At 54.8% G+C, this 23,736-nt stretch carries 22 protein-coding genes; 6 read left to right on the top strand and 16 right to left on the bottom strand.

What is annotated here, in order from left to right:
• Positions 1-90: 90 nt before the first annotated feature.
• From ACILP3_RS03370 to miaA, 6 genes are all read right to left on the bottom strand, one after another.
• Entirely contained in the window at positions 91-954 is an 864-nt protein-coding gene (locus ACILP3_RS03370; RefSeq protein ID WP_395615259.1) for a hypothetical protein, read from the bottom strand.
• A gap of 367 nt (positions 955-1,321) precedes the next feature.
• Positions 1,322-1,951 (bottom strand): YceI family protein, encoded by a 630-nt coding sequence (locus ACILP3_RS03365; protein WP_395615258.1) that lies wholly within the window; start codon positions 1,949-1,951, stop codon positions 1,322-1,324.
• A gap of 78 nt (positions 1,952-2,029) precedes the next feature.
• Positions 2,030-3,049, bottom strand: coding sequence for a ketol-acid reductoisomerase (ilvC, locus tag ACILP3_RS03360; RefSeq protein ID WP_395615257.1), 1,020 nt, complete (start codon positions 3,047-3,049; stop codon positions 2,030-2,032).
• A 128-nt stretch (positions 3,050-3,177) separates the two neighbouring features.
• On the bottom strand, positions 3,178-3,693 hold the full coding sequence (gene ilvN, locus ACILP3_RS03355; protein ID WP_295491663.1) for an acetolactate synthase small subunit: 516 nt from the start codon (positions 3,691-3,693) through the stop codon (positions 3,178-3,180).
• On the bottom strand, positions 3,693-5,435 hold the full coding sequence (locus ACILP3_RS03350; protein ID WP_395615256.1) for an acetolactate synthase 3 large subunit: 1,743 nt from the start codon (positions 5,433-5,435) through the stop codon (positions 3,693-3,695). The genes ilvN and ACILP3_RS03350 overlap by 1 nt, the downstream gene beginning before the upstream one ends.
• A gap of 101 nt (positions 5,436-5,536) precedes the next feature.
• The gene (miaA, locus tag ACILP3_RS03345; protein ID WP_395615255.1) at positions 5,537-6,463 is read right to left on the bottom strand and encodes a tRNA (adenosine(37)-N6)-dimethylallyltransferase MiaA; all 927 of its coding nucleotides are present in this window, start codon (positions 6,461-6,463) and stop codon (positions 5,537-5,539) included.
• On the opposite strand from miaA, the gene serB reads away from it, so the two are divergent.
• On the top strand, positions 6,456-7,346 hold the full coding sequence (gene serB / locus ACILP3_RS03340) for a phosphoserine phosphatase SerB (protein WP_395615254.1): 891 nt from the start codon (positions 6,456-6,458) through the stop codon (positions 7,344-7,346). The genes miaA and serB overlap by 8 nt on opposite strands.
• A 74-nt stretch (positions 7,347-7,420) precedes the next feature.
• Positions 7,421-7,948 carry a superoxide dismutase family protein gene (locus ACILP3_RS03335; RefSeq protein WP_395615253.1) on the top strand — a complete coding sequence of 176 codons (528 nt, stop codon included), beginning with the start codon at positions 7,421-7,423 and terminating at the stop codon, positions 7,946-7,948.
• 49 nt (positions 7,949-7,997) lie between these two features.
• Here ACILP3_RS03335 and ACILP3_RS03330 read toward each other — a convergent pair whose 3' ends face one another.
• On the bottom strand, positions 7,998-8,573 hold the full coding sequence (locus ACILP3_RS03330) for a murein L,D-transpeptidase catalytic domain family protein (protein ID WP_395615252.1): 576 nt from the start codon (positions 8,571-8,573) through the stop codon (positions 7,998-8,000).
• 268 nt (positions 8,574-8,841) lie between these two features.
• Between ACILP3_RS03330 and ACILP3_RS03325 the strand changes: the two genes are divergently transcribed.
• The 3 genes from ACILP3_RS03325 (at position 8,842) to ACILP3_RS03315 (ending at position 12,035) form a co-directional block, all read left to right on the top strand.
• The gene (locus ACILP3_RS03325) at positions 8,842-9,657 is read left to right on the top strand and encodes a L,D-transpeptidase family protein (RefSeq protein ID WP_395615251.1); all 816 of its coding nucleotides are present in this window, start codon (positions 8,842-8,844) and stop codon (positions 9,655-9,657) included.
• Positions 9,658-9,751: 94 nt separating this feature from the next.
• Positions 9,752-10,204: a MerR family DNA-binding transcriptional regulator gene (locus ACILP3_RS03320; RefSeq protein ID WP_395615250.1), complete on the top strand. Its 453-nt coding sequence runs from the start codon at positions 9,752-9,754 to the stop codon at positions 10,202-10,204.
• Between the two features lie 31 nt (positions 10,205-10,235).
• Positions 10,236-12,035, top strand: a complete 1,800-nt coding sequence (locus tag ACILP3_RS03315) for an acyl-CoA dehydrogenase C-terminal domain-containing protein (RefSeq protein WP_395615249.1) — start codon at positions 10,236-10,238, stop codon at positions 12,033-12,035.
• A 73-nt stretch (positions 12,036-12,108) separates the two neighbouring features.
• Here the strand turns inward: ACILP3_RS03315 and cysK are convergent, their stop codons facing one another.
• The 6 genes from cysK to ACILP3_RS03285 all read right to left on the bottom strand — a co-directional run bounded on the left by cysK (position 12,109) and on the right by ACILP3_RS03285 (position 19,382).
• Positions 12,109-13,029: a cysteine synthase A gene (cysK, locus tag ACILP3_RS03310; protein WP_395615248.1), complete on the bottom strand. Its 921-nt coding sequence runs from the start codon at positions 13,027-13,029 to the stop codon at positions 12,109-12,111.
• Positions 13,026-14,354: an MFS transporter gene (locus tag ACILP3_RS03305; RefSeq protein WP_395615247.1), complete on the bottom strand. Its 1,329-nt coding sequence runs from the start codon at positions 14,352-14,354 to the stop codon at positions 13,026-13,028. The genes cysK and ACILP3_RS03305 overlap by 4 nt, the downstream gene beginning before the upstream one ends.
• 45 nt (positions 14,355-14,399) lie before the next feature.
• Complete coding sequence (locus tag ACILP3_RS03300; RefSeq protein ID WP_395615246.1) at positions 14,400-15,542, bottom strand: aspartyl/asparaginyl beta-hydroxylase domain-containing protein; 1,143 nt, start codon at positions 15,540-15,542, stop codon at positions 14,400-14,402.
• A gap of 53 nt (positions 15,543-15,595) precedes the next feature.
• Positions 15,596-17,899, bottom strand: a complete 2,304-nt coding sequence (locus ACILP3_RS03295; RefSeq protein WP_395615245.1) for an ATP-dependent helicase — start codon at positions 17,897-17,899, stop codon at positions 15,596-15,598.
• Between the two features lie 89 nt (positions 17,900-17,988).
• Positions 17,989-18,537, bottom strand: coding sequence for a 16S rRNA (guanine(966)-N(2))-methyltransferase RsmD (gene rsmD, locus ACILP3_RS03290; protein WP_395615244.1), 549 nt, complete (start codon positions 18,535-18,537; stop codon positions 17,989-17,991).
• Positions 18,537-19,382 carry a pseudouridine synthase gene (locus tag ACILP3_RS03285; RefSeq protein ID WP_395615243.1) on the bottom strand — a complete coding sequence of 282 codons (846 nt, stop codon included), beginning with the start codon at positions 19,380-19,382 and terminating at the stop codon, positions 18,537-18,539. Before ACILP3_RS03285 ends, rsmD begins: the two co-directional genes overlap by 1 nt.
• A gap of 91 nt (positions 19,383-19,473) precedes the next feature.
• On the opposite strand from ACILP3_RS03285, the gene ACILP3_RS03280 reads away from it, so the two are divergent.
• The gene (locus tag ACILP3_RS03280; protein WP_395615242.1) at positions 19,474-21,036 is read left to right on the top strand and encodes an AmpG family muropeptide MFS transporter; all 1,563 of its coding nucleotides are present in this window, start codon (positions 19,474-19,476) and stop codon (positions 21,034-21,036) included.
• Positions 21,037-21,087: 51 nt separating this feature from the next.
• On the opposite strand, the gene ACILP3_RS03275 is transcribed toward ACILP3_RS03280, so the two are convergent.
• The 3 genes from ACILP3_RS03275 to accD all read right to left on the bottom strand — a co-directional run bounded on the left by ACILP3_RS03275 (position 21,088) and on the right by accD (position 23,686).
• Positions 21,088-22,428 (bottom strand): bifunctional folylpolyglutamate synthase/dihydrofolate synthase, encoded by a 1,341-nt coding sequence (locus ACILP3_RS03275; protein WP_395615241.1) that lies wholly within the window; start codon positions 22,426-22,428, stop codon positions 21,088-21,090.
• Positions 22,429-22,476: 48 nt separating this feature from the next.
• Positions 22,477-22,770, bottom strand: a complete 294-nt coding sequence (locus ACILP3_RS03270; protein ID WP_395615240.1) for a GIY-YIG nuclease family protein — start codon at positions 22,768-22,770, stop codon at positions 22,477-22,479.
• Between the two features lie 61 nt (positions 22,771-22,831).
• On the bottom strand, positions 22,832-23,686 hold the full coding sequence (accD, locus tag ACILP3_RS03265) for an acetyl-CoA carboxylase, carboxyltransferase subunit beta (protein ID WP_395615239.1): 855 nt from the start codon (positions 23,684-23,686) through the stop codon (positions 22,832-22,834).
• Positions 23,687-23,736: the final 50 nt, after the last annotated feature.

Raw genomic sequence — 23,736 nt, 5'->3', positions numbered from 1 at the left:
ATCTTCTTCCCTTTGCGCCTTCGCGGCTTTGCGTGATAATTTTTGTACCTTAAATCGTTTTGTCAAAGGTGGATTTACGTAATCCCGACCCTAGTTTTTTTGGATATATTCCACCATTGCTCCTCTGAGGCGCTTTTGCTGCTGCCAAATAGGCCTGTCTGGCGCAACTTTATACAGCGCATGCAAATACGCACGATCCCAGATGGTCAGGTTACGTAGCGCCTCTATTCGTGGCTTATCATTGTTGAACATGCCTAAAATCGATGAGTTGCCGGTAGCTTCCCGTGTTGCGCCGTTAATTTGCGCAAATGCGACCATGGAGATGTAGCTCGCCACAGATTCCAATGGATATCCATTGGACTGATTTATATCGACAATGATAACGGTGGATGTAAGTTCAATTTCAATGCCGCTCGAAATCAAGCTGGCAGTATATCTCTGATATGTAGGCACTATACCATCTGTAACGGGTTCACCGTTGGCGCCCTCTATTTTGGAGGCGTACCACCACCGTATAGGCTTTTTTGACTGCATAAGCTCGTCAATTTTTCCTAATGGTTGCGCGCTGATTATGGCAGAATATCTGCGTTTAAAAGCCGCGATCATTGCATCGCCGTCGTTTGAAAAAACGACATGTATATTGGGCCGACATCCCTTCGGTGCCTCTTTAGGTGCTCTCGCTAATGTTGCAGTTTCCCGAATTTTTTTTCGTATCAAGTCATGATATGCAAGATCAATTCCCACGATCTTAACGCAAAACGGATCATCACGGCGGGAGAATTGGTTTTGTTCCGCTGTATCTGAAATAGTTCTTACAAAATTCAGCGTTTGTTTTTTAAGTTCTTTAGGTGCGCGGGCTGGCGCAGTGACGATTATGTCAGTCGGCTTTTGATCCGGCGGGGTATTTCCGAGCAAAAGAAACAATAGGGCTGTTCCACGAAACGCGTAGCGCATTGATCGCTCCCAAGACCCCGCTCTTGTCATTGGGATACCCGCTTTGATATTGCCCCGCGAACGTCGGATGCCGAATGGCCATATCCTTGCGAGACCGCTCCTGTTTCGGCTTCACACAACACAATCATAGGTTTCCCTCTCTGATTAGGCGTTTTGTGGACCGGATAACTAAAATGTTGTTATTTTAGGTTATTGTCAATTTTTTTCGACAGGGTGAGGACGACGTAGCGCATTTCTTGCGCTCCTTTTGCGGCAGCCGACCACTCAATATTTTTATCACGCAAAGCCGCAAAGACACAAAGAAGAAGGGCGTTTCTTATCTTCTTCTCTTCGCGCCTTTGCGGCTTTGCATGATAATATTTAGACCTTAGCTGGCTTTTTCAAACGCAACGCTGATGTCCAATGTCACCTCATCTGAAATCATCGGAACAGCATAGCTTATGCCGAATGCGCTGCGTTTGATGACGGAGGTGGCGTGAAAGCCGACGGTGGCTTTCTTGTTGAATGGGTTATTGCCGGCCCCTGAAAATGTGGCGTCCAGAACGACTGGCTTAGTGACGCCGTTCAGCGTGAGGTCGCCGGTGATTTTGGCGGTGGTGCCCGAAGCCGCGACACTGGTTGAGACGAATTTGGCATCGGTTGGCGCGGGGCCAAAAAAGTCGGCCTTGCCGCCGTCCTTGCCCGCGCGCAGCAGATGTCCCGTCAGGCCAGCACTTGCGGTCGTGACCTTGCCGACAGGAATAGTGATATCCACCTTGGCGGCATTCGGATTGGCGGGGTCAAGTGTCAGCGTTCCCGTCGCATCGCCGAAAATGCCGAAATAATCGTTGAAACCAAAATGGCTCACGCGCCAGCCGATCAATGTATGGCCGGGGTCGGTGTTGTAGGTTCCAGCGGTAACGCGGGCGACGTCCATTGTTCCGGGCATTTGCGGGGCGCTTTGCGCGATCAATGGTACAGCGAACAAGAGGGGAAGGGCACATAAAAGCTTACGCATGAGTCTGCTCCAGATAGCAAAAAGGGGAAGCATCAGTGTCGATGCCTCCCCCAAATGAGTCAAGCTAGGAAAAAGCGATTAGTTCTTCGCCTGATCCACCAACTTATTTTTGGCAATCCACGGCATCATCGCACGCAGCTTTGCGCCCGTTTCTTCGATGGGGTGCGCTGCCGCTGCCTTGCGTGCGGCCTTCAACTCTGGCTGGCCCGCGCGGTTGTCGAGCACGAAATTCTTGACGAAACGACCCGATTGAATGTCCGCGAGAACGCGCTTCATTTCGGCCTTGGTTTCGTCGGTGATGATCCGTGGCCCTGTAGTGATGTCGCCATATTCTGCGGTATTCGAAATCGAATAACGCATGTTGGCAATGCCACCTTCGTACAAGAGGTCCACAATCAGCTTGGTTTCATGCAAGCATTCGAAATAGGCCATTTCTGGTGCATAGCCTGCTTCGGTCAAGGTCTCGAAACCAGCTTGGATGAGGTGCGTGATACCGCCGCACAACACGGCCTGTTCGCCGAACAAATCGGTTTCGCATTCTTCACGGAAGTTGGTTTCGATGATGCCGCTGCGTCCGCCGCCCACGCCGCTGGCGTAGGCTAGAGCGATATCATGGGCGTTGCCGCTCGAATCCTGTGCAACTGCGATCAGGCAAGGGACGCCGCCACCTTTTTGATATTCGCTGCGCACGGTGTGGCCGGGGCCCTTGGGTGCGATCATGATAACGTCAATGTCGGCGCGCGGTTCAATCAGGCCGAAATGAATGTTAAGGCCATGGGCAAAGGCCAAAGCCGCGCCGGGTTTCATATTTGCGTGCAGATCATCGGCGTAAATCGCGGCCTGATGTTCGTCAGGCGCAAGTACCATGAGGATATCGGCCCAAACGGCCGCGTCGGCATTCGCCAAGACTTTGAAGCCAGCAGCTTCTGCCTTTTTGGCCGTTGCCGATCCAGCGCGCAGTGCGATAGCAACCTCCGCCACGCCGCTATCACGCAGGTTTTGTGCGTGGGCATGGCCTTGGCTACCATAGCCTATAATCGCGACCTTTTTGTCTTTGATAAGGCCCAAGTCGCAATCTGCGTCATAATATACTTTCATTCTTCCGTCCTTCTTTGTTGCCGTCACCCTGAACGTGTTTCAGGGTCTTACTTTCAACGGCGTATTTTCAAAACCCTAGAACGCGTTGTGCTCTGCACGGCTTCGGTTCTGGGGTGACGATATCTTCATTAACTCGCGTCGGCTCCGCGCATTAGGCCGACAATGCCCGTCCGACCAACTTCGACCAGCCCAACTTCGCGCATCAATTTTACAAAAGTGTCGATCTTTTCAGGGCCACCCGTGATTTCGAAAATGAAGCTGTTGACCGTGGCGTCGATAACGCGTGCGCGATAAATGTCGGCAAGGCGCATGGCCTCAACACGTTGGTCGCCAGTGCCGTGGACTTTTACCAATGCAAGTTCGCGCTCCACATGTGGCCCAGCTTCGGTGAGGTCAGTGACTTTGTGCACGGGAATGAGGCGTTCGCATTGCGCAATGATCTGGTCGATCACAGGCGGCGGGCCTTTGGTCACGATGGTTATCCGGCTTGTCGTATGGTCTTCGCTGATATCGGCCACGGTGAGGCTATCAATATTGTAGCCGCGCGACGTGAACATGCCGGCGATGCGGGCCAACGTACCCGCTTCATTATCGACCGTGAGCGTCAGCACATGCCGTTCGGTAAGTTCTTGCTTGATATGCATTATACGAGCGCCTTTGCTTCGTCATCCATGGTGCCCGATACTTGGTCTGCACACAGGATCATGTCCGTATGGGCTGCGCCTGATGGAATCATAGGGAAACAGTTCGACGTTTTGTGCACGCGGCAATCGAACATTACGGGCCCGTCATATGCCAGCATTTCGGCGATGGCATCATCAAGCTTGGCGGGGTCATCGCACCGAATGCCTTTCCAGCCATAGGCTTCGGCCAAAGCGACGAAATCAGGCAGGCTGTCCGAATAGCTTTCGGAATAGCGGCTTTCATAGGTCAGCTCTTGCCATTGGCGCACCATGCCCATCCATTCATTGTTGAGGATGAAGACCTTCACCGGCAAGCGATACTGCGTTGCTGTTGCCATTTCTTGGATGTTCATTTGGATCGATGCCTCACCGGCGATATCGATCACAAGCGCGTCGGGATGGCCCATTTGCGCGCCAATCGCGGCAGGCAGGCCATAGCCCATGGTGCCAAGGCCGCCGCTGGTCAGCCACTTGTTTGGCGCATCAAAATGGAAATGCTGCGCCGCCCACATCTGATGCTGGCCAACTTCTGTCGTGATAATCGGCGCTTTATCCTTTGTGGCTTCAAACAGACGCTCAATCGCATATTGCGGCATGATTTCCTGCGTGCTGCCGGGATAATTGAGGCAATTGACGGCCCGCCATCCCGTGATGCGTGACCACCATTCGGTCAGCGGCTGTTTTTTGGTTTTCCGGCCTTTCCAGACATCGATCATCTGCTGCATGGCCGTGCCAACGTCAGCGACGATAGGCAGGTCAACGCGCACGGTTTTGTTCATCGAACTGCGGTCAATATCGACATGGATTTTGACGCTATCGGGTGAAAAGGCATCCAAGCGGCCCGTTACGCGGTCGTCAAAACGTGCGCCAAGGCAAACCATGACGTCGCATTGGTTCATGGCCATATTGGCCTCATAAGTACCATGCATGCCCAACATACCCAACCAAGCGTCGCCAGAGGCCGGATATGCGCCAAGGCCCATCAGGGTGGATGTCACGGGCGCTCCGGTCAGTTCGGCCAGTTCGCGCAGTGCGGCACTTGCGGCGGGGCCCGAATTGATGATGCCGCCGCCTGTGTACAAAATCGGCGCCTTGGCATTGGCAATCAATTCGACCGCGCGGTTGATTTCGGCATAGTCGGCTTCGCCCGCATAAGTGAAGCGCGATCGGGCAGGGCGCTTTACATCGGTATTCGCCGTCGCGACCTGCACATTTTTGGGAATGTCGATGACAACTGGGCCGGGACGTCCTTTGGTGGCAATGGCAAAAGCCTCTCGCACGACCGTTGCGAGTTCGGCTGGGTCCTTCACCAAATAATTATGCTTCGAACAATGGCGCGTTATGCCAACGGTATCGGCCTCCTGAAACGCGTCCGTGCCGATTAAATTGGTCGCAACCTGACCTGTCAGGACGACCAGCGGGATGGAATCCATAAACGCATCGGCAATGCCGGTAACAGCATTGGTGGCGCCGGGGCCGGATGTGACAAGCACAACGCCGGGCTTACCCGTTGCGCGGGCATAACCCTCTGCCGCATGCGCAGCGCCCGCCTCATGTCGAACGAGGACATGTTTGATTTTCTTCTGCTGAAATAAAGCATCGTAAATGGGCAGGACTGCACCGCCGGGGTAACCGAATACGGTGTCCACACCCTGTTCGATCAGGGTATCAATCAAAATTTCTGCGCCGGATTTTTCGGGCACTGGGCAATCCTTATGTGTTAAGCTGCCTGCCTATGTTGCACTGCAATAAGGTAAGCAAGAGCGGGCTAGCTAGTGATTAGAAAATGACTTGTCAAATACAATCATTGAAATATTATTTCAAAATTATCAATTTTTGAATCATTTACTGTTGTAGTTATCCGCTGCCAATCCGCCGGGGCTTGATTGCGGAACCAAGTAAACTGCCGCTTTGCATATTGCCGGGTGGCGGTTTGACCGCGCTCAATTGCTTCCGCCCGCGAAATGGTCCCTTTCAGATAGGCCGAAATCTCAGGCACGCCGATGGCGCGCATAACGGGTGCATCTTGCGGCAGATTGCGGGCAAGCAATGCTTCTACTTCATCAATTGCCCCGCGCTCCATCATCTGTTCAAAGCGTGTGTCGCAACGGTCGTATAGCCAATCGCGCGGGGGCAAGAGCAGCAAAGGCCGTAAACGGATATCATCGGATATCCCTCCAGTCTTGGTTGCGCGCCATGCCAATATGCTGCGCCCAGTGCTTTGCACGACTTCAAGTGCGCGGGTGATGCGGCTGACATCAGTGGGGGCCAATGTTGCGGCTACTGGCGCATCATATGTTTGAAGCTCCGCATAAGCTTGATCCACCGGCATCGCGCGTATCTTAGCGCGCAATGCAGGATCGACCTCCGGAATGGGCGCAATGCCGTCAAGCAAGGTGCGGATGTAAAGACCGCTACCGCCCACCAATATCGGGGTCGTGCCTGCAGCATGGGCCCGGGCAATAATGTTCTTTGCATCTTGCGCCCAGCGCGCGGCGGAGCAGGGTGTGACGCCATCGATATAGCCAAAAAGATGGTGCGGAACGCTGCGTTGCTCGTCTGCTGTGGGCTGGGCGCTCAATAGGGGCAAATCTGAATATACTTGCGCGCTGTCGGCGTTGATGATCTCGAAATTACCGGATCGGGCCAGATGCAGCGCTAATGCCGTCTTGCCGCTCGCTGTCGGACCCGCAATAAGCGCGACCATATTTTGAGGATTCGTTATGCCCATTTGCACTCTGATAGCAGCAGACATTCTGGAAAGCGGCAACTTTTCCGAGGCTAAGGATCGATTGGCCGAAGCGGGTTGTATTCCCAAGGCTTTTGACTGGCTCGCACAGGGTAAGGCGGTCGACATATCGTTTGAGGGCGACCTATCTGATGCACGCATGGCCCTAGAGGGTCTTGAGGACCGCTTCGACATTGCCTTACAGGATGGGGCAAACCGCCGCAAAATGTTGTTGGTGTCCGATATGGACAGCACCATGATTACGGTCGAATGCATTGATGAACTGGCGGACTATGCGGGTATTAAGCCGGAGATCGCCGCGATTACCGAACGCGCAATGGCAGGTGAGCTCGATTTTGCCGACGCGTTAAAGGCGCGGGTCGCTCTGCTGGCGGGCCTGGACGAAAGTGTCATTGCACTGTGCCTGCGCGAACGCGTGCAGCCAATGCCGGGGGCCGAAATCCTTGTGCGTACGATGACCGGATGGGGCGCGCATGCGGTGCTTGTGTCCGGCGGATTTACCAGCTTTACTGGCCCTGTGGCTGATATGCTGGGCTTTCATGAAGTGCATGCCAACCTTCTGGAGATTAAAGACGGCCGACTGACCGGCGCATTGGCGGCTGATATCGTGGATGCGTCGACAAAGCGTGTGGTGTTGCACGCAGCCGCGCAAGCGCGCGGTGTTGCTCTTGGATCGGCGTTAGCGGTTGGTGATGGCGCGAATGACTTGCCTATGATCGCGGCAGCGGTGTCCGACGGTGGCCTTGGTGTAGGCTATCATCCGCGTCCGCAATTGGCGCAAGCCGCCAACTTTTCCGTGCGGCATAATGATCTGACAGCGTTGTTGTTTGCACAAGGCGTTAAGCCCCATGAATGGGCTGATTGAAGGCGTGAAACAAATTGTTTGCCGCTCGGTTGATGTTATACTTTGCCCGCTATTTCTAGATTCAGGAGAAGAATATGCTTAAGATTTTGCCGATTTTTATCATTCCGGTCCTCGCAAGCTGTTCAACCCTGCAATCGGCAAAGACAGCTGAAGTTTCCGAAGTGCTGACGGCTGATCTCGCCCGTGCCGATGGCAGCTGGGCCGGCGTTGCGACCATTTCGCAGCGGCGCGATGGCGTGTTTTTGAGCCTGTCTGCGCAAGCGCCTGCTGCTGGAACATATGGCATGCACCTTCATGCTGTTGGTAAATGCGAAGCACCCGACTTCGCCAGCGGGGGGCCGCACTGGAACCCCGATATGAAACAGCATGGTCTCGATAACCCCATGGGCGCGCATGATGGAGATTTGCCGAATGCGAATGCGGGAGATGATCTTAAAATCACGCTGGAGTATAAATTGACGGACATTATGCTGTCAGGGCCAACCGGTCTGTTGGATGCCGATGGCGGCGCGCTTGTCATTCACGAGAAAGCCGATGATTATAAAACCGACCCAAGCGGCAATAGCGGGAAACGGATCATCTGCGGCGTGTTTAAGCCGTGAACTTTTAAATAACACCTTCGCGGCCTCAATCCGGAAACCGGAGCTGAGCTCAAACCTTATCGGCGTATAACAGGCATCCGGGGGCCACACGCTCGAGGATTATGTTGATGTCATCCTTGGCAAAGGCGAAGCAGCCTTGGCTGCGGCCAATCTTGCCTTGGTCGTGAATCAACGACTGGTTCACATACCAAGCAGGGTGAATGACGATCGCGCGGGCCTCGGCTTGGTCATTCTGCGGATCAAGCCCGATTAAACGCCGAGATTCGCCATATTGACCAAAATAGGTCTCGCCGACCAGATAGCTGCCTGCTGAGGTGGCTTCCGAACCATGCACATTGGAGAAATGTTGTACCCAGCCGCTATGGCTTGGGTCCGAACCCTTGCCATGGGCGACAAGGAACGTGTCGGATGTATCGTTGCGTAGATCGACAATATAAAAGCGTGGGTCGCGCGATGGCTTGGAAAAGTCAGCTATTGCAAGCAAGTCATGGTTACGAATCCGCGCCTTATGCGCAGCCAATGCCGCCTTTGCGCGGCCAAGCAATAGCGGCGATGGGCCGCCCGTTTCAGCGCCCGTGCCCGAGCGAAAAACGATGTCGGCTGCCTTGGACGGAACCGTGAGCAAGCTCGCCCCTAAAACCGCTGAATGAATAAATTGCCTGCGTCCGATGTTCATGAGGTCAAGATAGGGCTCAACTCTGTCGATAAATAGGGCTGAAAAGGCATTTGAGCGCAAAAGGAGGACAGTTAGGCGCATCATGTCGGAACTTATGAGCCGAAGCCTAATTATATAAGGCTGCGGGAAAATTGACGTCGAATTTTCATGTTGATGATGGTATGCTGAACCAGAGGTCGTTTTGTGCGGCACATTATCCGGCAGTTAGGGCAATTTCATGGGTTTCGGCGCGGGCATCCGCAAAATGCAGGGCTTAGTTGCACTTTTGTTGATGAGCGCGGTGCCGGCCATGGCTGGAGCGCAGACATTGGGGCAGGCGCAATCTGCGCCTATCCAGCAAGGTCCATTGCCTGAAGTCCGTCCGGCGGATTCGGCTTTAGCCACGCCACCAGCGCAAACGCAATCAGGCGCTGTGCCGCCTGCGGCAATACCACCCGCAATTGAGCCTCCGATTTCAACGCTCGCGCCAAAACCCCGCAAAAAAGGGCCTGTGGATGCGCTCAAGCCTGGACAGTTTGTTTGGGCGAAGCAGGACGTTTATGAAGGACCAATGAAAATCGTTATCGTGCTCGACACGCAGCGAATCTATGTGTTTCAGAATGAAAAGCTTATTGGTTTTAGTACGATTTCGTCAGGGAAAAAGGGCAAGGAAACGCCGACGGGTATTTTCAACATTCTGCAAAAAAAATTGGACCATAAATCCAACCTCTACAGCAACGCACCAATGCCTTTTATGCAGCGCCTGACATGGGATGGTATTGCTATCCACGGGGGTGATTTGCCAGGATATCCAGCGTCGCATGGTTGCATCCGTTTGCCCATTGTCTTTGCCAAGGCCTTGTTTGGCGTCACGCAAATGGGGCAAGAGGTCGTCGTTCTTCAAGACACTTCAACCCCTGTTAAGCGGCCAGCACCCCAGCCACCCTCAGATTCTGTGGTCGGGGCAACGGATGCGGCCGCTGACCCGGCGCCGTCCCCGCCGGTACTGGCACCAAATTCCGCAGAAGCATCCCCGCCCGAGCCATCTGTTTAACCTGCTATATTTCCTACCGCAGTTGTAACTTCCCCGATTGACGTTTACGCTAACGTAAACTAGTGACGTTAGGGCAACCAAGAGGGAAGGCGCTATGGAATCTGTAACGCGCGACGAAAGGCGGGCCGATGCGACCATCGACACGCCCGACGCATATAATCGGGATTCGTTTACGATATCCGACCTATCAGTCGAATTTGAGGTAACCGCGCGGGCACTGCGTTTTTACGAGGATCAGGGGCTGATTTCGCCGGAACGTATGGGCTTGGCGCGCATTTATTCAAAGCGCGACCGAGCGCGGTTGGCGTGGATATTACGGGCAAAGCGCGTCGGTTTTAGCCTGGCCGAAATACGCGAGATGATCGATCTTTATGACCTTAATGACGGCCGCAATATTCAGCGCCGCGTGACTATTGAAAAATGCCGGGACCGGATCAATCTGCTGAAAGCCCAGCGCGACGATATCGAAAGCGCAATTAACGAGCTGACCGAATTTGTTTCAACGGTGGAGCAGGTCGAAGCGGCGGAAAAATCCGCTGCGGCCTAAGACCACTTCACTGCTATTTTAAGGACCGAAAATGCCAAGCTACACCGCCCCCGTTCGCGATATGCAGTTCATCCTCAACGAAGTTCTGGGTATCGAGCGCTATGCCAATCTGCCCGGGTTTGAAAATGCCAGCGCTGACATGATCGATGCGATCCTGACCGAAGGCGCAAAGTTTGTGGAAAATGTGCTTTTCCCTCTGAACCAAGTCGGCGACCTACAGGGCTGCACCCGCCATGAGGATGGCAGCGTGACCACTCCTGATGGGTTCAAGGAAGCCTATAAGCTATATTGTGAAGGTGGCTGGGGCACTTTGTCTGGCCCCGTGGAGTTTGGCGGGCAGGGCATGCCGCATATCGTTTCCATGGCCTTTGAAGAGCTGATGTCGAGTTCCAACATGGCGTTTGGCATGTACCCCGGTCTGACGCAGGGCGCTGTATCCGCGATTTTGGTCAAGGGCAGTGCGGAGCAGAAAGCCAAATATGCCCCGAACATGATTTCGGGCAAATGGGGCGGGACGATGAACCTGACGGAGCCGCATTGTGGAACGGACCTTGGCCTTATTCGGACCAAGGCAGAACCCAATGGAGATGGCAGCTTTGCCATTTCCGGGACCAAGATTTTCATCTCGTCGGGTGAGCATGACCTGACTGAGAATATCATTCATTTGGTGCTCGCAAAAACACCAGGTGCACCCGACAGCGTAAAAGGCATCTCTTTGTTCATCGTACCGAAATTCATTGTAAATGATGACGGATCGCTTGGTGCACGCAATGCGTTATCCTGTGGGTCGATTGAACATAAAATGGGCATTCACGGCAACGCCACCTGCGTCATGAATTATGACGGTGCCACCGGCTATTTGGTCGGCGAAGAGCATAAGGGCCTTGCGGCGATGTTTATCATGATGAACATCGCGCGGCTTGGTGTGGGGCAGCAGGGCTTGGGCGTTGCAGAAGTTGCTTACCAAAATGCGGTTCATTATGCGCAAGACCGCCGTCAGGGCCGTGCACTGACTGGCCCGCAGGATTTGGACCAAAAAGCGGACACGTTGTTCGTTCATCCGGACGTCCGCCGTATGCTGATGGATGCAAAGTCGTTTACCGAGGGCATGCGCGCTTTGTGCCTATGGGGCGCGTTGCAGGCCGATTTGTTGCATCATGCGCAAACCGAAGAGGAGCGGCAGACCGCTGATGATTTACTGTCTTTGCTGACACCCGTGATCAAGGGATATGGCACGGATAAGGGCTATGAAGTCGCGACCAATGCGCAGCAGGTCTATGGCGGCCATGGCTACATCGCCGAATGGGGCATGGAGCAATATGTCCGCGATGCCCGCATTGCGATGATCTATGAAGGCACAAACGGTGTTCAAGCCATGGATCTCGTCGGCCGGAAACTCGCGCAAAATGGTGGCCGCGCCATTCAGGCGCTTTTCAAGATTGTGGATGAGGAATGCGCTGCTGCCAAGGATGGGCCGTTGACGGACCTGGCCGGCCGTCTTGAGAAGGCCAATGGCGATTTGAAGGCGTCAACCATGTGGTTCATGCAAAATGGCATGGCCAATCCGAACAATATCGGCGCGGGTGCGCATCATTATATGCATATCATGGGCATCGTTGCGCTTGGCTTGCAATGGCTCCGCATGGCGCAAAGTGCGCAAAAGGCATTGGATGCAGGGGCTGGAAACGCGGCATTTTACGAAACCAAGCTGGTGACTGCGCGTTATTTTGCGGAGCGTCACATGCCAGATTGTGGCGCGCTGCGCCGTAAGATTGAAGCGGGCAGCGAAGCGATCATGGCGCTTACACCGGAAATGTTTGCAGCGGCGTAAACAGCCGCTGCACCGCCAGAAAATTAGGGTCCTGACCCTAAATGCCGGGAACGTGATTCCCGGCATTTTTGGTTTATTCTACCGGCAAGAAATCCGGAACCGACAGATAGCGTTCGCCGGTATCATAGTTGAAACCAAGTACGCGGCTTCCGGCGGGAAGTTCGGGCAGCTTCTGGGCAATCGCAGCAAGCGTTGCGCCCGATGAAATGCCTACCAACATGCCCTCTTCACGGGCCGCGCGGCGGGCGGTTTTTTTGGCATTTTCGGGATCAACCTGAATGACCCCGTCAAGCAAAGCCGTATGTAAGTTTGCCGGTATAAACCCTGCGCCAATCCCTTGGATCGCATGTGGACCCGGTTGCCCGCCGCTGATGACGGGGGACAATGTGGGTTCAACCGCAAACACTTTCAGATTTGGCCAAGCCTTTTTCAAAACTTCCGCGCAACCCGTGATATGCCCACCTGTACCGACGCCCGTAATCATGACGTCGATGGGGGTATCGGCAAAATCTTCTAATATCTCTAGCGCGGTAGTGCGCACATGGACATCGATGTTGGCGGGGTTTTCGAACTGCTGTGGCATCCATGAATTTGTGATTTGCGATACCAGTTCAAGCGCGCGTTCAATCGCGCCCTTCATGCCCTTTTCACGCGGGGTGAGGTCAAACGACGCGCCATAAGCGAGCATCAAGCGGCGACGCTCCAGCGACATGGATTCAGGCATGACGAGAATGAGCTTATAACCCTTGACCGCTGCCACCATGGCAAGGCCGACGCCCGTATTGCCGGAGGTCGGTTCAATGATTGTGCCGCCAGGTTTAAGGCTGCCGTCTTTTTCGGCTGCTTCTATCATGGCCAAGCCAATGCGGTCCTTAATCGACCCACCGGGGTTTGACCGTTCTGATTTAATCCAGACCTCTGCATTCGGGAACATACGTCCCATGCGAATATGCGGACTGTTCCCAATGGTTTCGAGGATCGATTGTGCTTTCATGGACTTTTTCCTCTATATTGTGGTTCGAATGTGCGGGCGTTTTTAAGCTCGGGGAATAACCCAGCCCAAATGGCTGTAACGAATATGGCACCAGCGCCACCAAATACAACTGCGCCGACGGGGCCAAGCACTGCTGCGGCCAAACCGGATTGCAATTCGCCCAATTCGTTGGACGCGGAAATGGCAAGGCCGGACACAGAACTTACGCGGCCGCGCATGTCGTCCGGTGTGTTGAGCTGCACGAGGGATGAGCGCACATAAACGGACAGCATGTCCGACGCGCCAAGCACGATGAGCATGACCAACGCCACTGCCATGCCGGCACCCATGTTCAAGAAGCCAATTTCAGCATTGCCAAACACGCGCGCACCGATTTCATGGCTCAGGCCGAAGCCAATGGTCGCAATCCCGAAGATGACCACAGCCCAAAGCATTTTTGCACCAACATTGTGGCGCAGCGGACGGAAGGTGAGCAGCAGTGCCACCACTGACGCGCCCACAGCAGGCGCCGCGCGCAACTGCCCAAGTCCATCTGGCCCAACCATCAATATGTCGCGCGCATAGACAGGGAGCATGGCCGTCGCGCCCGCCAGCAACACCGCAAACAGGTCAAGTGTTATGGCCCCCAATAAGAAACGTTCCGACCACGTATAACGGATGCCATCGATCATTTGGCGGATAGGATGAATTTTCTTTTCCATCGGCGGCGGGTAGACTGGACGAACGCAGCTGAGGCTGATCGTCGCCATCAACATAAGCCCGGCCGAGGCGAAATATGGCAGTGACGGATTTGCGGCGAACATCAGGCCACCTGCCGCAGGGCCAATCACTGAACCGATCTGCCAAGCAATGGAGCTTAAGGCAATCGCGCGGGGCAGGGATGCGGGTGGCACGATGTTGGGTGCAATCGCCGACATGGACGGCCCGACAAAAACGCGTGCGACGCCGTGCAAGGCTGCAAACAGGAAAAGGAGTGGTAGGGTCAGTCCGTCAATGTAGGTGAACCAACCCAAAGCAATTGCGACTAGCATATCGATGCTATTGGCGAGCCGCGCTACAGTCCGCCGTTCCCAGCGATCTGCGGCCCATCCCGCCACCGGCGTTAGCAGCGCAAGGGGAACAAACTGCACCAGCCCCAACAGGCCCAGTTGCAATGATGCCTCGCGAATGGACATGCCATAATCGCTGCGCGCGATGTCATAGGCCTGATAACCGATAACAACGACCATCCCCATGGTGGCAAGCACCGCCATAAACCGCGCCATCCAATAAAAGCGGAAGTCCGCAATTTTAAGCGGGTGGATTTCAGCAGGCGTGTCGGACATATTCTGTGGGCCTACCGGCTTATGTTTCTAAGCGCAATGCGCAGACTATCCCGCATCTTCCGGAACGCCGTGATAATCATTGATTGTTTCGAATATCGCCGTCAACGCCGCGCGTTCGTCCAACGATATTTCAGGACGCCAGATTTCAAATAGCAAAATGACGCGCGTTGCGTCGCTTTTATTCCATGCCTCATGTTCAAAACTGTCATCGAAAATCAACGCCTCGCCTTCACGCCAGCTTCGCGTTTCATTACCGACGCGAAGGGCGCAACCCTGCGGTACGATTAACGGAATGTGGCAGATGAGGCGGGTGTTCAACAGGCCATGATGCGGCTGAATATGCGTATCTGGTTTAAGTAAGGACCATAAAGCAATCGGTGACCTCTGGTCGATCAGCGGCATCGGTGCATGTTGGAGCGCTTGCATGGTCACAGGGCAGCGCGCGGCGTTTTCGGGAACTATTTCCCCGTTGCGCCAAAAATAATATGCCCCCCATTTAGGATCGTTCATCAGCGGATTGGCCGCAAGCGGTCGATCCGCATGTGCCTCCACATAAGGTGCAAAGTCGTTGCCATCGGCCAACACAGCGCGCAGTTCCGCCTGCATTTCTGGCACCGCGGCCTCGATTTCCGTTAGCCACGGAAATTCATCGCGCTCGTAAAATTGCCGTTGCGGCAGTCCCGGAAAATAAAAACTTGAAGGCTGCTGCAGATAAAGCTGCTTTCGGCCAAGCAGCATATCGACAGCAGTGCCGACCCTGCCATCGCGCGTGAGGCCGGCCTGTTTCAGGCCATCAATCAAATGCTGTTCAAATTTGACCTGCACCTGCCCGATAAAATCGCGCGCACGGTTGAGCATTGGGTGAAAAGCGGCCGGCACGTTCGGGGTGGTTGCCGCTTGATTGAGCGCAGCTTGAAAGAAAGCATTGGCGGCGCGGTCATCACCCATTTTGGCCTTTAATTCGCCCAACAAGATCAACGCAGGTAAGTTGCGTGGTTCCAATGCAAGCAGGCGCTGTAATGCTGCCTCTTCGTCTATCACGTTGCCGAGTAGGTTGCATGCCTGCGCCATTAGCAACCAAGGCATTTCACTTTCCGGAAGCTCTGCCAGCAAGCGTTTCGCAAGCGCGCCGTCGCGCCGTTGAACCGCCGCTCTGGCGTCATTGATGATATTGGAATTCCCTGCCATGCGTCACTTTAACCGCAAGGAACGCGCCTTTACCAGCCTTATCATAGCGCTACTCACCCCAGGCTGACAAAGCTGTCCATTACCCGCTTACGGCCAGCTTGTTCAAAATCGATCTCCAACTTGTTGCCCTCAATCAACATAATTGCACCATAGCCGAATTTTTCATGGAAAACGCGCAGACCAATGCTGAGATCGCTTCGGCCCATGTTCCCAAGACTGACGGCGCTGCGGGTATTTTCGGCTATGCGCTGCGGGCGGGGGTTAAAGCCGCCCGAGGTGGCGGCGCGTTGCCAGCCTGGGCCTCGCGCATTGCTTCGGCCTTGGTTGGCGGCCGCCAGATGCGCGAACGGGTCGGTCTGTTCACTCCAATTCGCCCGCCATAAGGATGCGCCGCCCGTCATGGTCTGTTCTGCTTCGATATGGTCGAGCGGCAATTCTTCAATAAAACGGCTGGGGATGCTGCTGGTCCATTGGCCATATATCCGGCGATTTGCGGCATGGATGATGGTGCATTGGCGCTTGGCGCGGGTAATCGCGACATAAGCCAAGCGGCGCTCTTCCTCCAATGACGCAAGGCCGCCTTCGTCCAACGCGCGTTGCGATGGGAAAATGCCTTCTTCCCATCCTACCAAAAATATATTGTTATATTCTAATCCCTTGGCGGCATGAATTGTCATGATGGTGACGCTTGCGCCTGTGTCGCCGCGATCATTGTCCATGACAAGGCTGACATGTTCAAGGAATTCGCCCAGGGTCTCATATTCTTCCATCGCGCGGGCAAGTTCGCTCAGGTTTTCTAGGCGACCCGACGCCTCAACGCTGCGCTCGGCTTGCAACACGGCGGTATAGCCGCTCTCGTCCAATATCAGGCGCGTCAGATTGGCAGGCGACATCGTCGCGGCCTCGTCCCGCCAGCGGGCAATGTCGACCACAAGGTCCGCAAGCGATTTTCGTGCCTTGCCAGTCAGTTCGTCGGTTCCAACCAGACGCGCGGCGGCAACGGACAAAGGCGCACGTTCTGCACGGGCCACGATATGGATTTTTTCGACTGCTTTGTCGCCAATGCCGCGCTTTGGCACGTTAACAATCCGTTCGAACGCAAGGTCGTCGGCGGGCTGATTGACGATGCGTAAATAGGCAATGGCATCACGAATTTCGGCACGTTCATAGAAACGAAAACCACCGAAGATCCGGTAATTAACGCCGATTTGTATGAAGCGGTCTTCAAATTCACGCGTCTGATGCTGCGCGCGGACGAGAATGGCGACGCTGTCTAGACTTTCGCCCTTATACTGGATGGCCTCAATTTCTTCACCGACGCGGCGGGCCTCTTCGGGGCCGTCCCAAACGCCGATGATCCGAACCTTTTCGCCATCGTCCAATTCGGTCCATAACGTCTTGCCAAGCCGTGTACTGTTGGCATCAATTAAGCCCGATGCAGCCGCAAGAATATGCGGCGTGCTGCGGTAATTCTGTTCCAGCTTGATTGTCTTTGCGCCCGGGAAATCTTTTTCAAAGCGCAGGATGTTCGCAACTTCGGCGCCGCGCCATGAATAGATGCTTTGGTCATCATCACCGACACAGCAGATATTTTTGCGCTTCTGCGCCAGCAATCGAAGCCAGAGATATTGGACGGCGTTGGTATCCTGATACTCGTCGACGAGGATATATTTGAACTGCGCCTGATATTTTTCGAGAATGTCTCGGTTGTTCTTCAACAGGTTCAGGCCGTGCAACAACAAATCGCCAAAATCGCAGGCATTCAACGCCAGCAACCGCGCCTGATATAGCGCATATATATGCTGCCCTTTGCCGTTGGCGAAAGCTTCATTATCGGCGGCATCCAAATCAGCAGGGGATTTGCCCGCATTCTTCCATTTGTCGAGCAAGCCTGCAAGTCCGCGCGCGGGGAAGCGTTTTTCGTCCAAATCCTCAGACTGAATGAGCTGCTTTAACAGCCGAAGCTGATCATCTGTATCGATGATCGTAAAGTTGCTTTGCAGGCCAATGACTTCGGCGTGGCGGCGCAGCAGTTTTGCGCCAATGCTGTGAAAGGTGCCAAGCCACGGCATCCCCTCGACTGCGGAACCTACCATTGCGCCAATGCGCTCCCGCATTTCGCGCGCCGCCTTATTGGTGAAGGTGACGGCAAGAATTTCTGACGGCCATGCTTGGCGTGTATATAATATCTGCGCGATACGGGCGGTCAGCGCGGCGGTTTTGCCCGTGCCTGCGCCCGCCAGCAGAAGCACTGGTCCTTCGGTCGTCAGCACAGCTTCACGCTGCGGCGGATTTAACCCACGCAACCAAGGCGGTTCCGTTTGCGACGGATCAGTCTGGACCTCAATTTCGGACATAAGCGAACAGTTAGGGAACAACGCGACGAACCGCAAGCGCTGTTCGATCACATCGCGCAACTATAATGCGCCGCAAGGCGCGCGCGCCGTTAAATGCCCGCAGGCCGCAATAATGTTAGTTTTGCCTTGCCGACATTACGGACAGTGTCGATTGTGAAACCCTTCACATCAACATCCTCTTTTATGCTGGTTTCGACGCTGATCCAGGCAGATGGGGCAAACCAGCCAAAGCGAACCAATTTATCGAGCGCGACTGAACCCGCGCCGCTCAAATAAGGCGGATCCATTAGGACAATATCAGCTGGCTTTATTGCGGTGCCGAGTGACAACACGGATGATTTACGCACGTCGCTTTGGTCTTTTGCGCCAAGTTTGTTGATATTCGCGGCAAGCGCGTCGAGTGCGAGTGCATCCTGCTCCACAAAGGTGCAATGCGCCGCGCCGCGGGACAAAGCCTCAAGCCCAAGCGCACCAGACCCGGCAAATAGGTCCAGCACACGCAAATCTTCAAACGACCCCAGCCGACTGGTCAGCATGGAGAATAATGTCTCGCGCGTGCGGTCTGCGGTTGGGCGGGTGGTATCGCCCTTTGGTGCTATTATTGGGCGAGAGCGCCACTGGCCGGAAATGATCCGCATTATTTCAACGTCTTTCGAAATTCGATAAGGTCCACGCGGCGCACTTCGCCGACGGTGCCCGGCGCAAGCTCGCCCAGCACGAACGGGCCATAACGCGTGCGGATCAGGCGGCTGACCTCAAGTCCCAAATGTTCCAGTACGCGGCGGACTTCGCGATTCTTGCCTTCGGTCAACGTCATTTCGACCCAGCCATTGCGGCCCGTACGGCGTTCCAGATTGGCGTCGATCTTGCCATATTTCACGCCCTCAATCTCGATACCGTGAATGAGTTCCTCAAGCTGTTCTTGACTGACATCGCCAAAGCAACGCGCGCGATAGGTGCGCTCAACACCGGTGGACGGCAATTCCATCTGGCGTTTGAATTCGCCATCATTGGTCAGCAACAACAAGCCTTCGGTGTTGAGATCGAGCCTGCCAATCGGCATCAGACGCGGCAGATCTTTTGGCAGAACGTCATAGATTGTTTTGCGCCCGCTAAAGTCGCGCTCGGCGGTTAGGCAGCCTTCGGGTTTGTGGAACATGTAAAGCTGCGTTGGTGCAGGCTGCCCCACGGCCTTGCCATCCACCGCCACGCCACGCAGCGATTTCAGCAAGGTTGCAGGCGTTTCCACCTTCTCATCATTCAACGTGACTCGGCCATCGGCAATCATGCGTTCGATTTCGCGCCGAGACGCAACGCCCGCGCGCGCGAGCAGCTTTGCAATGCGCTCTTCGCCATCCTTACGTTCCAAAGCGCCCTTGCTAGGGGCCGCATTTGGGTTGGGTTTTCGCGACGGTTTGCTGTCCCAACGCAGACGCGGTGGCTTGGCGGGACGGGCAGGTGCTTTTGACGGAGGTTTAACCATGTCCGCGCCTTTGACGCATATTGCGTCAAAAGTCACTGGCCATTCAGGAAAATGCCGTTAGTCATCGTCGCAATAATTTCGGAGGGGCCAAATGTCAGTCGATTTGCTGCGGTTTATCATTTTTGCGGGTATTTTGCTTGCACTGCCATTGATCGCGCTGACTGTTCCGGCTTTCCGGCCCTATTTACGCAAAAACCCCGTCATTACGTTTCTGCTGGGCATTTCCAGCGGCTTTCCGTTGACGTTGCTTGTCGCGACAATGACATTTTGGTTGGCAAAGGTTGGCATTGATACCGCGACCATCGGTTTTGCAGTGGCATTGGGCATTCCGTACACGATAAAATTCCTCTGGGCGCCGTTGGTCGACAAATTGCATCTGCCGGTTTTGACTAAATTTTTTGGCCAACGCCGCAGTTGGCTGTTCTTTATACAAGCGTTGCTCTTTGTTTCGATCTGGCAGTTGGGCGCGAGTAACCCACAGCCGGGTGATATGGGGATGTTCGCGATTTGGGCGCTGATCACCGCGTTTCTATCGGCCACGCAGGATATCGTTATTGACGCCTATCGTATCGAAATTTTGGAAGAAGAAGAATTCGCGCACGGCACGGCGACCAACCAATTTGGGTATCGCACAGGCAATTTGATCGCGGGCGCAGGGACCATCTATTTTGCTTCGCAAGAGGGGTTGGGCCTTGGATGGTCGACGGCTTATGGCCTGACCGCATTTTGCATCATTCCGGCCATCATTGGCGCGTTATGGGCGGGGCCTGGCAAGTTTGTGGATCGTTTCGCCCATGTGGAGGGCATGAAGCCTAAGCAATGGCTGACCGAGGCGGTAGTCAATCCGTTCCGCGAATTTCTAACGCGGCATGGCGCGTTCCTCATCCTTGGCTTTGTCCTTGTGTATAAGGTGGGCGATGCGATGGGGCAGGCGATGTTAAGCCCGATGATTGTCGATCTGGGCTTTTCCGATCTGGATTATATTTCGGCCAATAAATTATGGGGCTTCGGCGCGTTGATTGTCGGTTCTGCCTTGGGCGCGCCTTTCATCTTGTGGCTCGGCATGGGCCGCGCTTTGCTGATTTCGGGCCTGTTGATGATGTTCTCCAACGTCATGTTCATGATATTGGCCGCGTCGGGCAATAATTACTGGATGATGGTTGCTGCCATTTGCACGGAGAATTTGACCAGCGGTATTGGCCTCACCGTGTTCGCTACATATTTGTCTGGCTTGTCCAGTATCGCCTACACCGCGACGCAATTTGCTTTGCTATCCTCCTTCGCAGGCGTTGGCCGAACATTCATGGCGGGGCCAGCAGGCATTGTTGCGGAAAATGTCGGTTGGGTTGGCTTTTGGGGCTTCACCGTCCTTGCTGCGATCCCAGGCATGTTTTTGTTATGGCTGCTATGGAGCAAGGGCTATGTGGTCCAAAGCATCCATCAGGTTGAGGCTGTCGATGAAAAGGCGTTGAAGGATCCAGTCGGGCCAATACGTATCCTTGGCTTCTTGCTCGTGGTGGCGGGAATGATTGGGTTGCTGCTGGCCAAGCCGCTGGATTTAGCAACCAATCTCACATGGGCTTTTGCTGGCGTGTTGGTTGCCGGTGGACTGCTGGCATGGAAGGGGCAGCCCAAAAGGGCAGCCGAAGGCTGACTAAGTCTCGCACAGCATTGTCATCCCCGACTTGATCGGGGATGACAAAATCTAGTCAGGGATCTGATCGTTCAGCCGTAACACTTCGCCAGCGAGATATAGCGATCCGCAGATCAGGACATTGGCTGGTGCTTGCTGCCCTGCCAACCGCGCCAGCGCGGTTATGATGTCGCCTGCTGTCTGTGCATCCGTGACGTGCAATTTGGAACGCGCGAGGTCGCACAGTTCGCTTGGCATATGATGTTCATGCCCGGGTATCGGCACGGCCGTCAGCGTTTCGATCTTGTGCGCAAATGGGGTTAGGAAACCAAGCGCGTCCTTATTCTGCAACATGCCGATGATGACACTCACGGGCGCGCCGTTTTCCAGTGTTTTGGCAATCGCTGCCCCTGCGTCTGGGTTATGGCCGCCATCCAGCCAGACATGCGAACCATCGGGCAATGATTTGGTCAGGGGCCCTGCTGCCAGTAATTGCATCCTTGCCGGCCAGCGCGTCCACTCCATCGCGGCGGACAAGGCGGCTTCGGGAACCGAAATTGCGGATTGATGCCGCAGCATCGCCACCGCCAAGGCCGCATTATCGGCCTGATGCGCGCCCGGCATGCGGGGCAGGGGCAGGTTCAACTTTCCAGCCGCGTCACGATAATGCAGGCGGCCATCATATACCGCCGCATCCCAGCCTTCGCCGCGCGCGTGCAAGTCTGCATTGTGCAGGGATGCTTGCGCGGCAACGGTATTGGCCATCGACGCGCTATATTTCTGCGTTACTAAAGGCGATCCGGACTTGGCAATACCCGCCTTTTCAAAGGCGATCCGGTCCAGCGGCGACAACTCGGGAATGCCATCCTCCGCCGCCAACAAAAACGCCTCATGATCCAGGCCGAGTGAAGATATGCCGCACGCCACGGGCTTGGTCAGAACATTGGTCGCGTCTAACCGTCCGCCAAGGCCAACCTCAATGATGCAGGCATCGGCCTTCGTCCGCGCAAAGGCGCAAAAGGCAACGGCGGTGGTAACTTCGAAAAAGCTGGCCTCCAACCCTTCTGCATGGTCAAGAACTTCGGACAGGAGTGCAGACAGAGTAAAATCATCAATCAACCGCCCTGCCACCCGTATGCGCTCGTTAAAGCGCACCAGATGCGGGCTGGAATAGACATGCGCAGTCAGCCCCGCCGCCTCAATCGCGCCGCGCAGAAAGGCGCAGGTGGAGCCTTTGCCATTGGTGCCCGACACATGGAAAACGGGCGGGAGATGATGATGCGGGTTGCCAAGCCGTTCGAGCAAGGTGGCGATACGTCCAAGGCCCAAAATATCCTTGCCCGGGGACAGCATCGTCAACCGATCAAGCTGCGCCTGAACGGCAGGGTCAGTGGAGGTAGCGTGGTCAGGCATGCACTCGTCCTTTGTCATTCCCGCGCACGCGGGAATCCATGGTCTGCTTTATCGGTTCAAATCGAACCATAAGTCGCGCCATTGGGGGTTGCTTCGTTCAATGAGCTCGATTTTCCATGCGCGGTTCCACTTTTTCATCTGCTTCTCGCGCTTGATGGCCTCTCGGACATCAGCATATGGTTCAAAATACACCAGCCTTTTGGTTCGGTTGCGCGCGGAAAAGCCGGGGCGTAAGTTTTCCCTATGCTCATAAGCGCGACGCACTAAGTCGTTGGTAACACCTATATATGTGGTGCCGTTTCGCTGACTGGCCATGATGTAGACATAGTAAACGGGTGACATATTTCAGACCATGGATTCCCGCTTTCGCGGGAATGACAAAAGTGGTTTTTGCGAGTTTGGGTCAAGCCGCCTTCTTCTCCGGCGCGAGATAGCCGATGAGTTGCGACAAAACACCGCGCAGGTCGTGGCGATGCGTCACCATGTCGATCATGCCATGTTCCAGCAGATATTCGGCGCGCTGGAAACCTTCGGGTAGTTTTTCACGGATTGTCTGTTCAATCACGCGCTGTCCAGCAAAGCCAATCAAAGCGCCAGGTTCCGCAATCTGCACATCGCCCAGCATCGCATAAGATGCGGTCACGCCGCCGGTGGTCGGGTCAGTCAGCACCACGATATAGGGCAATCCTTCATCATGCAGCATCTGGATCGCTACCGTTGAACGCGGCATTTGCATCAGGCTCAATATGCCCTCCTGCATGCGAGCGCCGCCAGCAGCGGTGAAGATGACATAAGGGCATTTCGCAAGGATTGCGGCCTTAACTGCCTCGATAAATGCTTCACCAACCGCCATGCCCATGGATCCGCCCATGAAGGCAAAGTCTTGGACGCTGACAACGGCGGTTTGGCCATTGATCTTGCCCCGCGCGGTTTTCATGGCGTCGGTCTCGCCCGTGGCGACGCGCGCAGCCTTGATCCGGTCGACATATTTTTTGGTATCTTTGAATTTCAACGGGTCTTCGCCCACAACAGGCGGTTTGAGAATGTCATAGCGTTCGTCATCAAACAAAGCATCAAAACGCGCGGCAGGTCCAATGCGGCCATGATGGTCACATTTGGGGCAGACAGACTGATTTTGTTCAAATTCCTTTAGGAAGATCATCGCCTGACAGCCCTTGCATTTATGCCAAAGCGTTTCGGCGGTCTCGCGCTTAGTGATGAAGGGAATGGCGTTACGGACGCGGGTGACCCAGTTCATGAATTTTTTCCTGTAATATTACCGTAGCCCTGAGCCTGTCGAAGGGAGCC

Origin of the sequence: Sphingorhabdus sp., assembly GCF_044239665.1 — a bacterium.
Taxonomy (GTDB): Bacteria; Pseudomonadota; Alphaproteobacteria; order Sphingomonadales; family Sphingomonadaceae; genus Sphingorhabdus_B.
This window is presented reverse-complemented; position numbering and strand designations above follow the sequence as displayed.

Excerpts from the sequence above, each read along its gene's own strand:
- ilvN (WP_295491663.1), bottom strand. The coding sequence starts at position 3,693 with ATGCATATCAAGCAAGAACTTACCGAACGGCATGTGCTGACGCTCACG.
- ACILP3_RS03280 (WP_395615242.1), top strand. The coding sequence starts at position 19,474 with ATGTCAGTCGATTTGCTGCGGTTTATCATTTTTGCGGGTATTTTGCTT.
- ACILP3_RS03270 (WP_395615240.1), bottom strand. The coding sequence starts at position 22,770 with ATGTCACCCGTTTACTATGTCTACATCATGGCCAGTCAGCGAAACGGC.
- ACILP3_RS03285 (WP_395615243.1), bottom strand. The coding sequence starts at position 19,382 with ATGGTTAAACCTCCGTCAAAAGCACCTGCCCGTCCCGCCAAGCCACCG.
- ACILP3_RS03335 (WP_395615253.1), top strand. The coding sequence starts at position 7,421 with ATGCTTAAGATTTTGCCGATTTTTATCATTCCGGTCCTCGCAAGCTGT.
- ACILP3_RS03300 (WP_395615246.1), bottom strand. The coding sequence starts at position 15,542 with ATGGCAGGGAATTCCAATATCATCAATGACGCCAGAGCGGCGGTTCAA.
- rsmD (WP_395615244.1), bottom strand. The coding sequence starts at position 18,537 with ATGCGGATCATTTCCGGCCAGTGGCGCTCTCGCCCAATAATAGCACCA.
- ACILP3_RS03315 (WP_395615249.1), top strand. The coding sequence starts at position 10,236 with ATGCCAAGCTACACCGCCCCCGTTCGCGATATGCAGTTCATCCTCAAC.
- ACILP3_RS03325 (WP_395615251.1), top strand. The coding sequence starts at position 8,842 with ATGGGTTTCGGCGCGGGCATCCGCAAAATGCAGGGCTTAGTTGCACTT.
- cysK (WP_395615248.1), bottom strand. The coding sequence starts at position 13,029 with ATGAAAGCACAATCGATCCTCGAAACCATTGGGAACAGTCCGCATATT.
- serB (WP_395615254.1), top strand. The coding sequence starts at position 6,456 with ATGCCCATTTGCACTCTGATAGCAGCAGACATTCTGGAAAGCGGCAAC.
- ACILP3_RS03275 (WP_395615241.1), bottom strand. The coding sequence starts at position 22,428 with ATGCCTGACCACGCTACCTCCACTGACCCTGCCGTTCAGGCGCAGCTT.
- ilvC (WP_395615257.1), bottom strand. The coding sequence starts at position 3,049 with ATGAAAGTATATTATGACGCAGATTGCGACTTGGGCCTTATCAAAGAC.
- miaA (WP_395615255.1), bottom strand. The coding sequence starts at position 6,463 with ATGGGCATAACGAATCCTCAAAATATGGTCGCGCTTATTGCGGGTCCG.
- accD (WP_395615239.1), bottom strand. The coding sequence starts at position 23,686 with ATGAACTGGGTCACCCGCGTCCGTAACGCCATTCCCTTCATCACTAAG.
- ACILP3_RS03365 (WP_395615258.1), bottom strand. The coding sequence starts at position 1,951 with ATGCGTAAGCTTTTATGTGCCCTTCCCCTCTTGTTCGCTGTACCATTG.
- ACILP3_RS03305 (WP_395615247.1), bottom strand. The coding sequence starts at position 14,354 with ATGTCCGACACGCCTGCTGAAATCCACCCGCTTAAAATTGCGGACTTC.
- ACILP3_RS03295 (WP_395615245.1), bottom strand. The coding sequence starts at position 17,899 with ATGTCCGAAATTGAGGTCCAGACTGATCCGTCGCAAACGGAACCGCCT.
- ACILP3_RS03320 (WP_395615250.1), top strand. The coding sequence starts at position 9,752 with ATGGAATCTGTAACGCGCGACGAAAGGCGGGCCGATGCGACCATCGAC.
- ACILP3_RS03370 (WP_395615259.1), bottom strand. The coding sequence starts at position 954 with ATGCGCTACGCGTTTCGTGGAACAGCCCTATTGTTTCTTTTGCTCGGA.